The 14,643-nt window shown below is 38.0% G+C and carries 13 protein-coding genes; 12 read left to right on the top strand and 1 reads right to left on the bottom strand.

The window, feature by feature from the left end:
- The first annotated feature begins 163 nt into the window (after positions 1 to 163).
- From ahrC to AC4PG0_RS01685, 8 genes are all read left to right on the top strand, one after another.
- The gene (ahrC, locus tag AC4PG0_RS01720) at positions 164 to 613 is read left to right on the top strand and encodes a transcriptional regulator AhrC/ArgR (RefSeq protein WP_003766793.1); all 450 of its coding nucleotides are present in this window, start codon (positions 164 to 166) and stop codon (positions 611 to 613) included.
- Between the two features lie 22 nt (positions 614 to 635).
- Entirely contained in the window at positions 636 to 2,327 is a 1,692-nt protein-coding gene (gene recN, locus AC4PG0_RS01715; RefSeq protein WP_003766795.1) for a DNA repair protein RecN, read from the top strand.
- A gap of 129 nt (positions 2,328 to 2,456) precedes the next feature.
- A complete protein-coding gene (locus tag AC4PG0_RS01710; RefSeq protein WP_194318358.1) occupies positions 2,457 to 3,323 on the top strand; it encodes a phosphate acyltransferase in 867 nt (288 codons plus the stop codon).
- A 136-nt stretch (positions 3,324 to 3,459) separates the two neighbouring features.
- Positions 3,460 to 4,527: a butyrate kinase gene (gene buk, locus AC4PG0_RS01705; RefSeq protein ID WP_033533056.1), complete on the top strand. Its 1,068-nt coding sequence runs from the start codon at positions 3,460 to 3,462 to the stop codon at positions 4,525 to 4,527.
- A 13-nt stretch (positions 4,528 to 4,540) separates the two neighbouring features.
- Complete coding sequence (gene lpdA, locus AC4PG0_RS01700) at positions 4,541 to 5,968, top strand: dihydrolipoyl dehydrogenase (protein WP_033533055.1); 1,428 nt, start codon at positions 4,541 to 4,543, stop codon at positions 5,966 to 5,968.
- A 24-nt stretch (positions 5,969 to 5,992) separates the two neighbouring features.
- Entirely contained in the window at positions 5,993 to 6,988 is a 996-nt protein-coding gene (locus AC4PG0_RS01695) for a thiamine pyrophosphate-dependent dehydrogenase E1 component subunit alpha (RefSeq protein WP_492167501.1), read from the top strand.
- 16 nt (positions 6,989 to 7,004) lie between these two features.
- Positions 7,005 to 7,988: an alpha-ketoacid dehydrogenase subunit beta gene (locus tag AC4PG0_RS01690; protein ID WP_003729885.1), complete on the top strand. Its 984-nt coding sequence runs from the start codon at positions 7,005 to 7,007 to the stop codon at positions 7,986 to 7,988.
- 30 nt (positions 7,989 to 8,018) lie between these two features.
- Positions 8,019 to 9,269 (top strand): dihydrolipoamide acetyltransferase family protein, encoded by a 1,251-nt coding sequence (locus AC4PG0_RS01685; protein WP_010991521.1) that lies wholly within the window; start codon positions 8,019 to 8,021, stop codon positions 9,267 to 9,269.
- A 157-nt stretch (positions 9,270 to 9,426) separates the two neighbouring features.
- Here the strand turns inward: AC4PG0_RS01685 and prli42 are convergent, their stop codons facing one another.
- Positions 9,427 to 9,522 carry a stressosome-associated protein Prli42 gene (prli42, locus tag AC4PG0_RS01680; protein WP_087942097.1) on the bottom strand — a complete coding sequence of 32 codons (96 nt, stop codon included), beginning with the start codon at positions 9,520 to 9,522 and terminating at the stop codon, positions 9,427 to 9,429.
- A 121-nt stretch (positions 9,523 to 9,643) separates the two neighbouring features.
- Between prli42 and AC4PG0_RS01675 the strand changes: the two genes are divergently transcribed.
- The 4 genes from AC4PG0_RS01675 (at position 9,644) to AC4PG0_RS01660 (ending at position 14,619) form a co-directional block, all read left to right on the top strand.
- Positions 9,644 to 10,738, top strand: a complete 1,095-nt coding sequence (locus tag AC4PG0_RS01675; RefSeq protein ID WP_003762138.1) for a M20/M25/M40 family metallo-hydrolase — start codon at positions 9,644 to 9,646, stop codon at positions 10,736 to 10,738.
- Between the two features lie 144 nt (positions 10,739 to 10,882).
- Positions 10,883 to 12,301 carry an NADP-dependent phosphogluconate dehydrogenase gene (gene gnd / locus AC4PG0_RS01670; protein WP_003727468.1) on the top strand — a complete coding sequence of 473 codons (1,419 nt, stop codon included), beginning with the start codon at positions 10,883 to 10,885 and terminating at the stop codon, positions 12,299 to 12,301.
- Positions 12,302 to 12,490: 189 nt separating this feature from the next.
- Positions 12,491 to 13,171: a response regulator transcription factor gene (locus AC4PG0_RS01665; RefSeq protein WP_003719652.1), complete on the top strand. Its 681-nt coding sequence runs from the start codon at positions 12,491 to 12,493 to the stop codon at positions 13,169 to 13,171.
- Positions 13,168 to 14,619 carry a HAMP domain-containing sensor histidine kinase gene (locus AC4PG0_RS01660; RefSeq protein WP_003771747.1) on the top strand — a complete coding sequence of 484 codons (1,452 nt, stop codon included), beginning with the start codon at positions 13,168 to 13,170 and terminating at the stop codon, positions 14,617 to 14,619. The genes AC4PG0_RS01665 and AC4PG0_RS01660 overlap by 4 nt, the downstream gene beginning before the upstream one ends.
- The last annotated feature ends 24 nt before the right edge of the window (positions 14,620 to 14,643 follow it).

Raw genomic sequence — 14,643 nt, 5'->3', positions numbered from 1 at the left:
CGGTTTTTGCTTTTACTATGCTGTTTATACTCATTTAAGCATGTATTTTCAATGTATAGAGTATTAAACTAGACTTTATTGCATAATTTTGCATTAATTCCGTGACTTTATGCGTTTTTTCGGATAAGATGTAAGTAGAAAATTATCGTGAGGTGAAGAAGGAATGAATAAAGGTCATCGTCATATTATTATTCGAGAATTGATTACATCTAATGAGATTGACACGCAAGAAGATTTAGTAGAACTTCTGTTAGAACGCGATGTTAAAGTAACCCAAGCAACCGTTTCCCGTGATATTAAAGAACTTCATCTAGTCAAAGTTCCAACACAAACTGGTGGCTATAAATATAGTCTCCCTGCCGATAATAGCTTTAACCCCCATCAAAAATTAAAACGCGCTTTAATTGATTGCTTTATTGGTATCGATACAGTGCAATTTATGATTATTTTAAAAGTAATGCCAGGGAATGGGAACTCTGTTGGTGCGCTAATAGATAACTTAGACTGGCCAGAAAAAGCAGGAACACTTTGCGGAGATGACACTTGTTTAATCATTTGTCGCTCAGAAGAAAATGCAAAAACATTAACAGATCGTTTTATAGATATGCTTTAAAAATTGTTGGAGGTGAAGGATTTTGCTTCAAGAAATGACAATTAAAAACTTTGCTATCATCGAATCACTCTCTTTAACTTTTCAAGAAGGGATGACGGTATTAACTGGGGAGACCGGCGCAGGTAAATCAATTATTATTGATGCGCTTGGTCTTCTTGTTGGCGGACGGGGATCGACTGATTTTATTCGCCACGGTGAGGAACGTTTGGAACTGCAAGGCTTATTTGCCCTAGCAGAAGATAATCTTGCCTGCCGCAATGCGCTTTTGGAAAATGGAATAGATGCTTCGGATGATATGGTCGTTTTGGAACGTAGCTTATTTCGCTCCGGTAAAAATAGTTGCCGTATTAACGGAAAACTAGTAACTACGGTGTTGCTACGTCAAATCGGTTCTAAATTAATAGATATTCATAGTCAACATGAACACCAAGAATTAATGAATGAAGAATTTCATTTATCGCTACTAGATAGGTTTGCTGCTGATAAAATTAAACCCGCTTTAACGAAATATCAAACTAATTTTAAAGAGTACCAAACTATTTTGAGAGAATGGCAAAATTGGACGAAAAATGAGCGAGAACTTGCACAGCGGCTCGATATGCTTCGTTTTCAACAACAAGAAATCGAAAATGCAAATTTGCAAGCTGGAGAAGAAGATCGTTTATTAGAACAAAAAAATGTTTTAGCCAATTTTGAAAAGTTAAATGAAAACTTGCAAGGAGCGTATACAGCTATCCAAGGAGAACCGGGCGGACTTGAATTTATTGGAGAAGCAATGCGCCAGATGGAAGCCGCTGCGAGTATTCATACTGATTATAAAGCAGTTAGTGAAGCAATATCATCCAGTTACTATATGCTTGAAGACAGTATGAGCCAAATTAGACAATCGCTTGATCAGCTTGAATTCCAACCAGAAGAACTGAATCAAATTGAATCACGCTTGAATGATTTAAATCAACTGAAACGTAAATACGGTAAAACCATTGAAGATATTATTCAGTATGAAAAAGAAATTAGTACTGAAATGGAAAAACTGACGGATAGTGAGTCCCACGTTGGGCATTTAGAAACTAAAATGGCCACATTAAAAACAGAACTCACAAAACAAGCAAGTACACTCACTGACATCCGCAAAAAAGCAGCAACCACGTTAGAAAAACAAATTAAACAAGAATTAAATCAATTATATATGGAAAAAGCTATTTTCAGCGTTCACTTTGAGTCTGACAAAACAGAATTAACGGAATCAGGCCAAGACAGTGTCGTCTTCTATATGTCGACCAATCCAGGTGAGCCGCTAAAACCACTTGCGAAAATCGCTTCTGGCGGTGAGTTATCACGAATGATGTTAGCGCTAAAAACCATTTTTTCAAGACATCAAGGCATTACATCTATCATTTTTGATGAAGTGGATACGGGTGTAAGCGGACGTGTCGGCCAAGCGATTGCTGAAAAAATTTATGCAGTCTCTGTTGGTTCACAAGTTCTTTGTATCAGTCATTTGCCTCAAGTAGCTGCAATGGCCAATCACCATTACTACATCACTAAAAAAGTGCAAAATAAACGGACAACTACTTCCGTCACAATTTTAAAAGGCGAGCAAAAAGTAGAAGAAATCAGCCGTATGATTGCTGGGATAGAAGTGACTGAACTAACAAAACAACACGCGAAAGAAATGATTCAACAAGCTGAAAAAGTAAAACAAACCTATTAAAAAAACGAAATTGCTTGCATATCGAATAGTTTTTGCTTAAAATGAATAAGGTAGAAATTATTACCTGGTCATAAAAACAACTACTAATTCGAAATGCGGCTTTTTTGTGCGATAAAGGAGTTATTTTTTATGACAAGCAAAAGATTTTTCAAAGAAGTGGCAGAAACGAGTTCGCTGGTTTTTGCAGTAGCTGGAGCAGATGATGAAGTCGTTTTAGAAACCATCCGTCTAGCGCTGGATCAAGGTTTAGGCAAGTTTCTTTTATTTGGAAAAAAAGAAGATCGAAGCTTAACGGCAAACGACAGCGTTACTTGGATTCAAGCGAATACAGCAGAAGAGGCAGCACAAGGCGCGATTTTAGCTGTGAAAAATAAAGAAGCAGATATATTGGTCAAAGGATTTATTCCGACAGCAACTTTAATGCATCATGTCTTAAAAAAGGAAAATGAGTTGCGGACAGGGCAATTATTAAGCCAAATTGCTATTTTTGACATTCCAACATACCACAAGCCTTTATTATTAACAGATTGTGCGATGAATGTAGCTCCAAAAACAAATGAAAAAATAGCAATTACAGAAAATGCGCTGAATGTTGCTCAGAAAATCGGTATAACAAATCCAAAAGTGGCTTTACTTAGCGCAGTGGAAGAAGTTACCGAAAAAATGCCTTCCACGGTCGAAGCAAATGAAGTAGCAAATCATTTCAAAGGCAAGGTAGATATTGCTGGTCCGCTTGCACTTGATGTAGCTATTTCAAAAGAAGCGGCACAGCATAAAGGGATTAAAAATAATGCGGCGGGCGATGCGGATATTTTAATTGCCCCTAATATTGAAACCGGAAATGCCCTTTATAAATCGCTCGTATACTTTGCGGGAGCTAGAGTTGGTAGTGCTATTGTCGGAGCAAAAGTACCGATTGTTATATCTTCCAGAAATGATACACCAGAAAATAAATTAGCTTCATTTATCCTAACTGTTAGAATGGTTGGAAAATAATGAAATAATGTGAATAGACGGACTTTAATGATATGAATGCAAAGGCTTTTATTTGATTACGCCCTACGTGTTACAATAGTCCTTGGGAAAATGATAACCTACAGCATTTTTCACAATTAAATTTGGAGGAAATCAAATGTCTTATGATGTTTTGACAATAAATCCTGGTTCCACTTCTACAAAACTCGCCGTTTATCATGGCGATAAAGTACTTTTTGAAGAAACAGTCAGACACACAATGCAAGAATTCGCCGACTTTAACAATGTACAGGAACAATTTGATTTTAGATGGCAAGTTTTGCGACGAGTGATTGATGCGTTTGGTTATGATGTAAATAAATTAGATGCAGTAGTTGGACGAGGTGGTTTGCTTCGACCAGTTGCTGGCGGTACATATATGGTTACTGAAAAAATGCTAGCGGATTTAAAAAACAACAAGTACGGTGAGCATGCTTCCAACCTTGGTGCTATGCTTGCTAAAAAATTAGCAGATAAGCTCGGAATACCAAGTTTTATCGTTGATCCCGTTGTAGTAGACGAAATGCAACCAGTAGCTAGATTCTCTGGAAATGAACTTATTGCTAGAAAAAGTATTTTTCACGCATTGAACCATAAGGCGGCTGGGCGAAAAATTGCCAAAGAGCTAGGTTCGGAATATGAGAAAATGAATTTTGTTATCGCGCATCTTGGTGGAGGTATTTCCGTTGCAGCACACAGACAAGGGAAAGCAGTGGATGTAAATAATGCACTAGATGGCGATGGTCCTTTTAGTCCTGAACGATCTGGTTCACTCCCAATGAATGATTTTTTAGAAGCATGTTTTAGTGGGAAGTGGACGAAACGTGAACTACACGAGCTAATCGTCGGCCGTGGCGGGATGATTTCTTATCTAGGAACAAATAGTATGTTAGATGTAGAAAATAAAGTTCAAGCTGGTGACGAGGATGCCATCAAAGCTTTTGATGCGATGGCTTACCAAGTTAGTAAAGAAATAGGCGCATGTTCCGTCGTTTTACATGGCAAAATTGATGCTATTATTTTAACTGGTGGACTTGCTAGAAGTGAACTATTTACAAGTAAAATTATCGAGCAAACAAACTGGATAACCAGAGTAATTATAGAACCTGGAGAAGATGAATTAGAAGCTCTAAACAGTGGTGTACAACGTGTTCTCGCTGGAATTGAAAAAGAAAAAGTGTACTAAAGGAGGAGATAATGTGGCAACAGAATATGATGTAGTTATTCTTGGTGGGGGAACAGGCGGATACGTTGCAGCGATCCAAGCCGCAAAGAACGGACAAAAAGTAGCCGTGGTTGAAAAAGGAAAAGTTGGTGGAACATGTCTTCACCGAGGTTGTATTCCAACAAAAGCTTTATTACGTTCAGCTGAAGTATTGCAAACGGTTAAAAAAGCAAGCGAATTTGGAATTTCGGTAGAAGGAACTGCCGGAATAAACTTTTTACAAGCCCAAGAGAGGAAACAACAAATAGTAGACCAATTAGAAAAAGGGATTCACCAATTATTTAAACAAGGCAAAATCGACTTATTTGCTGGAACGGGAACTATTTTAGGACCTTCCATCTTTTCACCAACAGCCGGAACAGTTTCAGTTGAATTTGAAGATGGTTCAGAAAATGAAATGCTAATTCCTAAAAACCTAATTATTGCAACTGGTTCAAAACCTCGCACATTAAATGGTTTAACAATTGATGAGGAAAATGTATTATCTTCTGACGGTGCACTTAATTTAGAAACTTTACCAAAATCGATTATTATCGTTGGTGGTGGAGTTATCGGAATGGAATGGGCTTCGATGATGCATGATTTTGGCGTAGAAGTTACTGTGCTAGAATATGCGGACCGAATTTTGCCAACAGAAGATAAAGAAGTAGCAAAAGAATTAGCAAGACTTTACAAAAAGAAAAAACTAACAATGCATACATCTGCTGAAGTTCAAGCAGCTAGTTATAAAAAAACAGATTCCGGTGTGGAAATCAAAGCAGTCATTAAAGGCGAAGAGCAGACCTTCACAGCAGATAAAATGCTTGTTTCAGTTGGTCGTTCTGCCAATACAGAAAATATCGGATTACAAAACACGGATATTGCGACCGAAAATGGCTTTATCCAAGTAAATGATTTTTACCAAACAAAAGAAAGTCATATCTACGCGATTGGTGACTGTATTCCGACAATTCAACTTGCGCATGTAGCAATGGAAGAAGGGACAATTGCAGCCAATCACATTGCTGGTAAAGAAACTGAAAAACTCGATTATGACTTAGTTCCGCGCTGTATTTATACTTCTACTGAAATCGCAAGTGTTGGTATTACAGAAGAACAAGCAAAAGAACGTGGTCATGACGTTAAAAAAGGCAAATTCTTCTTCCGTGGTATCGGAAAAGCACTTGTTTACGGAGAATCTGATGGCTTTATTAAGATTATTGCAGATAAAAAGACGGATGATATTCTTGGTGTTAGCATGATTGGACCGCATGTGACGGACATGATTAGCGAAGCCGCTTTAGCACAAGTTTTAAATGCAACGCCTTGGGAAGTGGGAAACACAATTCACCCACACCCAACTTTATCAGAAAGTTTTAGAGAAGCTGCCCTTGCTGTGGATGGTAATGCAATTCATGGTTAATACAGCTTTAAAGGAGGAACAAAAATGACTTTAAAAGAAGCAGGTTTAACAGAAGATAAATTAATTAAAATGTATGAAACAATGTTAATGGCAAGAAGACTCGATGAGCGTATGTGGTTGCTTAACCGTTCTGGGAAAATTCCTTTTACCATTTCTGGACAAGGACAAGAAACAGCACAAATCGGCGCTGCATTTGCTTTTGATTTAGATAAGGACTATGCCTTGCCGTATTACCGTGATTTAGCAGTCGTATTAGCATTTGGAATGACAGCAAAAGATATTATGTTGTCTGCCTTTGCTAAAGCGGAAGATCCAAACTCGGGCGGACGTCAAATGCCAGCTCACTTTGGTCAAAAATCTAATCGCATTGTTACTCAAAGTTCTCCTGTAACAACTCAATTTCCACATGCAGCCGGTATTGGTCTTGCTGCCAAAATGGCTGGAGATGACATTGCAATTTATGCGTCAACAGGTGAAGGATCTTCTAACCAAGGAGACTTCCATGAAGGAATCAACTTTGCATCTGTACATAAGTTGCCAGTTGTTTTCGTTATTCATAATAACCAATATGCGATTTCTGTACCTGCATCAAAACAATATGCAGCAGAAAAACTATCTGACCGGGCACTTGGTTATGGTATCCCTGGTGAGCGCGTAGATGGCTCGAATATGGGAGAAGTATATGCTGCCTTTAAACGTGCGGCAGATCGTGCAAGAAATGGCGAGGGACCAACATTAATCGAAACAGTTTCTTACCGCTTCACACCACACTCCTCAGATGATGATGATAGCAGTTATCGTTCAAGAGAAGAAGTCGACGAAGCAAAAGGAAAAGATCCGCTGAAAATTTTCCAAACAGAATTACTTGAAGAAGGTTATTTAACAGAAGAAAAAATTGTTGAAATCGAAAAAAGTATTGCTAAAGAAGTTAATGAAGCGACCGATTACGCGGAAAGTGCAGCATACGCTGAACCAGAATCATCTCTACTTTATGTATACGATGAAGAAGCGAATAGCTGATTAGGAGGGAATTTGAATGCCAGTCATTTCATATATTGATGCAATAACAATGGCGCTTAAAGAAGAAATGGAGCGCGATGATAAAGTATTTATTTTAGGAGAAGATGTAGGGAAAAAAGGTGGCGTTTTTAAAGCGACTGCTGGTTTATATGATGAGTTCGGTGAAGACCGAGTTCTTGATACACCACTTGCTGAATCCGCGATTGCTGGAGTTGGAATTGGAGCAGCGATGTATGGATACCGCCCAGTAGCAGAAATGCAGTTTGCTGACTTTATTATGCCAGCTGTGAACCAAATTATTTCAGAAGCTTCCAGAATTCGTTACCGTTCTAATAACGATTGGTCTTGCCCAATGGTTATTCGCGCACCTTTTGGCGGCGGGGTACACGGAGCACTTTATCATTCACAATCAGTCGAAAAAGTGTTTTTTGGACAACCTGGTTTAAAAATTGTCGTACCATCTTCCCCGTACGATGCAAAAGGACTTTTAAAAGCAGCGATTCGCGACAACGATCCAGTACTTTTCTTTGAACATAAACGTGCCTATCGTTTACTAAAAGGTGAAGTACCTGAAACGGATTATATTGTTCCTATTGGTGAAGCAAATGTTGTACGTGAAGGCGATGATATCACGGTCATTACTTATGGTCTTGCTGTTCAATTCGCCCAACAAGCAGCAGAACGGTTAGCTGCAGAAGGCGTAGAAGCGCACATTCTTGATTTGCGCACAATTTATCCATTAGACCAAGAAGCTATTATTGAAGCAACAAAGAAAACTGGTAAAGTACTTCTTGTAACAGAAGACAATAAACAAGGAAGTATCATTAGTGAAGTAGCTGCAATTATTTCTGAGCATTGTCTATTTGACCTAGATGCACCGATTGCACGACTTGCAGGACCAGATACTCCAGCGATGCCATTTGCGCCAACGATGGAAAAACACTTTATGATTAATCCAGATAAAGTTGCTGATGCAATGAAAGAATTAGCGGAATTTTAGACCCGTTTTAAATTAAAGGAGTGAAGACCCGTGGCAGTTGAAAAAATCACCATGCCCAAATTAGGGGAAAGTGTAACAGAAGGTACGATTAGTTCATGGTTAGTTAAACCAGGCGATACAGTTGAAAAATATGATGCTATCGCAGAAGTACTTACTGACAAAGTAACAGCAGAAATCCCATCTTCTTTTAGCGGGACAATTAAAGAAATTTTAGCAGAAGAAGACGAAACGCTTGAAGTGGGCGAGGTTATTTGTACAATTGAAACAGCAGATGCAGGAAGTTCTGAGCCTGCTGAAGAAGTAGAACAAACAGAAACAAAAGCTCCAGAAAAACAAGAAACAAAACAAGTGAAACTAGCAGAAGCACCAGCTAGTGGAAGATTTTCTCCAGCCGTACTACGAATTGCTGGTGAAAACAATATTGATTTATCCACTGTAGAAGGCACAGGTAAAGGTGGCCGAATTACAAGAAAAGACTTACTTCAAGTCATCGAAAACGGACCAGTAGCTACTAAAACAGAGGAACCAACAAATAGAGCACAAGAAAAAGCACCAACTCCTGCACCTGTTCGTTCCGCAGCTGGCGATAAAGAAATCCCAATCAATGGCGTAAGAAAAGCCATTGCTAAACATATGAGCGTGAGCAAACAAGAAATTCCGCACGCATGGATGATGGTGGAAGTAGATGCAACTGGACTTGTTCGTTACCGTAATACAGTAAAAGATAGCTTTAAAAAAGAAGAAGGTTATTCATTAACTTATTTCGCCTTTTTCATCAAAGCCGTTGCACAAGCATTGAAAGAATTCCCGCAACTTAACAGCACGTGGGCAGGCGATAAAATTATTGAGCACGCGAATATCAATATTTCGATTGCGATTGCAGCTGGTGATTTATTGTACGTTCCAGTTATTAAAAATGCAGACGAAAAATCCATTAAAGGCATTGCTCGCGAAATAAGCGAACTTGCTGGAAAAGCGCGTAATGGTAAACTGAGCCAAGCCGATATGGAAGGTGGTACTTTCACTGTGAATAGTACTGGTTCATTTGGCTCTGTTCAATCAATGGGAATTATTAATCATCCACAAGCAGCTATTCTTCAAGTGGAATCGATTGTTAAACGTCCTGTCATTATTGACGATATGATTGCTGTACGAGATATGGTGAACCTATGTCTATCCATCGATCACCGTATTTTAGACGGCCTACTAGCAGGTAAATTCTTACAAGCAATTAAAGCCAATGTCGAAAAGATTTCCAAAGAAAATACAGCATTGTATTAAAAATGTTTTAATCTAGGTTTAGCGGGTATTGTTTAGTACATCTAGATCCATACCCCTAAACTCCCTAGATGTCTTGGGTAGTACTTTCGGGTGCTGCTCTTTTTTTGAGGAAAAAAATAAAAAAAGCCTGAACCAAATTGGCTCAGACCTCGGATGTCTATAAAAACATTAGTAACCCGGTTAAAACGCTGGATAATACAATCGCGATTAACATTAAAATAACGACAACGCGAACTACTTTTTTATTAGTCATTGCGGAAGAAAACTCCTCTCATAAAGCATTTCAGATATATCCATCTTACTTATAATTACAGTAAATTTCAAGTGGTTTATTTATTTTTTAAGCAAAAAGGAAGAATGTAGGTGAAAACAAGATGATAGCTAATGTAAAAAAATATTTTACAGAATTAATTCAAATCCCATCTGTTTCTGGGAAAGAAAAAGCAGTGTTAACTTACATAAAAAAACAAATAACAAAATTAAATATCCCCTACAGTTTAGATGAGGATAACGGATTAATTGCGCGAATTCCCGCAACAGCTGTGAAATTTCCGACCATTTTCTTTTGTGGCCACGTTGATACGCATCCAAATGCAGCTTCACCAGAATTTCAAGTAGAAGATGGCATATTTACTTCTCTAAATGGGACTTCTTTAGGGGCAGATGATAAAGCAGCAGTAGCAGCCATGTTAGCGGCAATGGATTATTTTAGTACAGAAGAAACGCCTCATGGGGAAATTGAATTCATTTTCACTACTAAAGAAGAACTGGGCATGATTGGGATGCGTTTATTTCCAGAAGAAAAAATAACAGCAGCGTATGGTTATTGTCTCGATGCTCCTGGAGAAGTTGGGAATTATCAATTACAAGCGAATACATTAGTTGCAGTTGATTTCACGATTGCAAGCCCTGATGCGACCCAGATGTCACCCATATCAGTAGCGAGAATGGCGCTTCATGCAACGAGACCAGGCCGGATTGACCGCGAGAACAGATGGGAAATCCAGTCGTTTTCTGGTGGAGTAAATGATGAAAATCAACAAGATGCCCAATTAGAAGTTCTGTTCAAATCTGCTGCTAGTTTTAGGAAGGCATTACCTCATATCCAAACAATCAGAGAACGTTTTAATCAAACCTGTGAGAAATATGGCGCTACATTAGCAGAAGATACAAGACTTATTTACGAAGGCTACAAAATCCACCCGCAACATCCACTTATGAATATTTTTCAAAAAGCAGCTAAAAAACAAGCTTTAAAGACTAGCGAGATCTTTTTAGAAGGCGGTACTGATGCCAACGTGCTTAATGAAAAAGGCGTGCCTACAATGCTCTTATCAGCCGGTTATGAACATGCCCATTCAGAAAAAGAAACTATTTCCGTAGAGCAGTTAGAAAAACTGACACAACTCGTCATTGACTTAGCTGAATCGGCAAAAAATGAGAAAATTTTACTGAGAAAGCTAAATTAATAAAAAAAAGTCAAATAATTCGGATTGATTCATTGTCCAAGAAGCAATTCTTTGATATAGTAAATGATGTTGATACTTTTATGTGTCATGTTGAAGTAAGACAGATTTTTCTGCCTTAATAAACCGGAAAGGAAGAAGTGCAAAATGGCAAAACAAGAAATTGGCGTTATAGGAATGGGCGTTATGGGTCGTAACTTGGCTCTAAACATTGAAAGCCGCGGTCATACAGTATCTATCTTTAACCGTTCTACTGAAAAAACGAAAGCGGTTATGGAAGAAAATGCGGACAAAAAATTAGTACCAACTTATAGTTTAGAGGAATTTGTCGAATCTCTTGAAGTGCCTCGCCGTATCCTTATTATGGTAAAAGCTGGCGATGCTACAGATATGATGATTGAAGCAGTTAAACCTTTCTTAAACGAAGGCGATATTTTAATTGATGGCGGTAATGCTTTCTTCAAAGATACGATTCGTCGTAATAAAGAACTAAGTGAAGAAGGATTTAACTTCATCGGAACTGGTGTATCAGGCGGAGAAGAAGGCGCACTTAAAGGTCCTTCTATCATGCCAGGTGGTCAGCGCAAGGCATATGACCTTGTAGCTCCTATCTTACGTGAAATTGCTGCAGTAGCAGACGGTGAACCATGTGTGACTTATATTGGTCCAGATGGTGCCGGACATTACGTTAAAATGGTGCATAATGGTATCGAATATGGCGATATGCAATTAATCGCAGAAGCTTACACTATTTTGAAAGAAATCGGTGGATTAAGCCATGATGAACTTGCTGACGTATTTGAAGAATGGAATAACGGAGAATTAGATAGCTATTTAATCGAAATCACTAAAAACATTCTAAAAGTAAAAGACGAAGAAACAGGTAAACCAATTGTCGATGTTATTCTTGATAAAGCTGGACAAAAAGGAACTGGTAAATGGACTAGCCAAAGCGCACTTGACTTAGGTGTTCCACTTTCCTTAATTACTGAATCTGTATTTGCTCGTTACATCTCTGCACTTAAAGATGAACGCGTTTATGCAAGTACTGTTTTATCTGGTCCATCTAATTATCGTTTTGAAGGCGACAAAAAAGCATTTGTTGAATCTGTTCGCCGTGCACTTTATTTCAGCAAAATCGCATCTTATGCACAAGGTTTTGCACAAATGAGAGCAGCTAGTGAAGAGAACGATTGGGACCTACAATACGGCGAAATTGCGAAAATTTTCCGCGCTGGTTGTATTATCCGTGCTCGTTTCTTACAAAAAATTACTGATGCATATAATAAAGATAAAAATCTTAAAAACTTACTATTAGATCCATATTTCAAAGATATTGCGCATAACTACCAAGGCGACCTTCGTACTGTAGTAGCAGAAGCTGTCAAAGCTGGTATTCCAGTACCAACCTTCACTGCAGCAATCAGCTATTACGATAGCTATCGTTCTGAAGTATTATCTGCAAATCTAATTCAAGCTCAACGCGACTACTTTGGTGCTCATACGTATGAAAGAGTTGACAAACCAGGCGTATTCCATACAGAATGGCCACAAGTTGAAGATTGATTTAAAATTAAGCATCCACTTTCACGAGTGGATGTTTTTTTATGAGATTTAAATTAGTAAATAATGGTAAAGTGCTAAAAAATACAGGAAATATCTATTTATGCGCTATTATTAGTTGTTTTTGAGCCAAAGTTCGTTACAATAGTAATAGGAATATAGTGTAATGATCGAAAGAGAGGGTTAGGCCAAATGAATAGAATATTAATCGTAGAAGATGAAAAAAACTTAGCACGCTTTATTGAACTAGAATTACAACACGAAAATTATGAAACTGCTGTTGCTAATGATGGACGTGCTGGGCTAGAACTCGCACTAAATGAAGAATGGGATGCTATTTTACTAGACTTAATGTTACCACATTTAAACGGGGTAGAGGTTTGTCGTCGTGTACGCCAAGTGAAACAAACGCCCATCATTATGATAACTGCGCGAGACTCTGTGATTGATCGCGTATCTGGACTTGACCACGGAGCAGATGATTATATCGTTAAGCCATTTGCAATTGAAGAACTACTTGCACGTCTGCGTTCACTATTACGCCGAGTAGAAAATGCAGAACAATCTGCTAAACAAACAACGCTACAATACCGCAACTTAATCGTTGAAAAAGAAAATCGGATTGTAAAACGCGATGAAGAAATTATTGATTTAACAAAACGCGAGTATGAACTACTACTTACTTTAATGGAAAATGTCAATATTGTTCTTACTCGGGAAGTATTACTTAACAAAGTATGGGGTTATGAAACAGAAGTAGAAACGAATGTAGTAGATGTATATGTTCGTTACTTGCGAAATAAAATTGATCATCCTGACGAAGAAAGTTACATCCAAACAGTTCGCGGGACTGGGTATGTGATGCGTACATGACAACTAGCCCATTCTCCTTAAAAAGTCGTTCTTTGAAATTTAAATGGACTTTTGGAGCTAGTGCAGCGATTTTTCTAACATTTTTCTTATTTTCCTATGCGATTTACCAAGGGATTGGGCAAATGTTGCTAAATGAAGAAGAACCGGAAGTAAAAGAACTGCTTCTAGCAACTACAAGTACGTTAACAAACCAAGATTTAACGGACAATGAGGAAATCAAATATTTATTTAATAACGATAAAACCGTTAATCGTAAATTACAAGATCAAGTGATTAATCTATACGATAAAGATGGTCATTTTATTAATAAGTATTATTTTTCCAGAAACCAAGATATTACGAGTATCGATTTTTCGCAGTATTTTGTTAGCGGCACGGATAAATTTATTATGAATAAGCCAACCATTGAAGGGCAGAAAATGATGACTGCACAAATGCCAATTGTGGCAGATGATAATACGACAGTGATCGGTTATGCGCAAGTGGTAAATCCGCTAACTTCCTATAATCGGATGATGGACCGGCTTCTAGTAACAATGATTTTGCTTGGAGCAGTAGCGCTCTTTATTAGTGGAATGCTCGGTTACTTACTAGCACAGAACTTCTTAAATCCACTCACTCGGTTAGCACGTACTATGAATGATATTCGTAAAAATGGTTTTCAAAAACGAATCGAAACGAAAACGAATTCCAGAGATGAAATTGGCGAATTGACCGTTGTTTTTAACGATATGATGACGCGAATTGAAACTAGTTTTGAACAACAAAAACAATTCGTTGAAGATGCTTCCCATGAACTTCGGACACCAGTTCAAATCATGGAAGGACACCTGAAGTTACTAACTCGGTGGGGGAAAGACGACCCGGCAGTACTGGATGAATCGTTAAATGCTTCGTTAACGGAATTAGAACGGATGAAAAAATTAGTACAAGAAATGCTCGATTTATCAAGAGCAGAACAGATTTCTCAAACGAAAGAATTACAAATTACCGATGTAAACGCAACAGTTGAGCAAGTGAGACGTAATTTTGAAGTAATGTATGAGAACTTTACGTTTACTTTAAAAGAAGATGATACGGATTTACGAGCGCTTATTCAACATAATCATTTAGAACAAATCTTAATTATTATTATGGATAACGCAGTGAAATATTCGGGTGATGGCACTGAGGTGGATATGCATGTCTATAAAGAACAAAAGCAAATCCATATTGATGTGCGTGATTACGGAGAAGGCATCTCACAAGAAGAAATTGATAAGATCTTTAATCGTTTCTATCGTGTAGATAAAGCCAGAAGCCGTGAAAAAGGTGGTAATGGCCTCGGACTTGCGATTGCTAAACAATTAGTCGAAGGATATTTAGGAACGATTAATGCAGTTAGTGAGCCGGATAAAGGTACTACTATAAAAATTACGCTTCCATACATTGAACCGAAATCCAAATAGAAAAACCGCAACCTTATAACGAGG

It is taken from the genome of Listeria sp. MAN/IMW/UF464 (assembly GCF_058683955.1).
Note: the sequence above shows the minus strand (reverse complement) of the source record. Positions and strands in the feature narration are given on the sequence as shown.

Bases quoted from the DNA above. Each gene is read 5' to 3' on its own strand.
- ahrC (WP_003766793.1), top strand. From the start codon at position 164: ATGAATAAAGGTCATCGTCATATTATTATTCGAGAATTGATTACATCT.
- AC4PG0_RS01710 (WP_194318358.1), top strand. From the start codon at position 2,457: ATGACAAGCAAAAGATTTTTCAAAGAAGTGGCAGAAACGAGTTCGCTG.
- buk (WP_033533056.1), top strand. From the start codon at position 3,460: ATGTCTTATGATGTTTTGACAATAAATCCTGGTTCCACTTCTACAAAA.
- AC4PG0_RS01695 (WP_492167501.1), top strand. From the start codon at position 5,993: ATGACTTTAAAAGAAGCAGGTTTAACAGAAGATAAATTAATTAAAATG.
- AC4PG0_RS01690 (WP_003729885.1), top strand. From the start codon at position 7,005: ATGCCAGTCATTTCATATATTGATGCAATAACAATGGCGCTTAAAGAA.
- prli42 (WP_087942097.1), bottom strand. From the start codon at position 9,522: ATGACTAATAAAAAAGTAGTTCGCGTTGTCGTTATTTTAATGTTAATC.
- AC4PG0_RS01675 (WP_003762138.1), top strand. From the start codon at position 9,644: ATGATAGCTAATGTAAAAAAATATTTTACAGAATTAATTCAAATCCCA.
- gnd (WP_003727468.1), top strand. From the start codon at position 10,883: ATGGCAAAACAAGAAATTGGCGTTATAGGAATGGGCGTTATGGGTCGT.
- AC4PG0_RS01665 (WP_003719652.1), top strand. From the start codon at position 12,491: ATGAATAGAATATTAATCGTAGAAGATGAAAAAAACTTAGCACGCTTT.
- AC4PG0_RS01660 (WP_003771747.1), top strand. From the start codon at position 13,168: ATGACAACTAGCCCATTCTCCTTAAAAAGTCGTTCTTTGAAATTTAAA.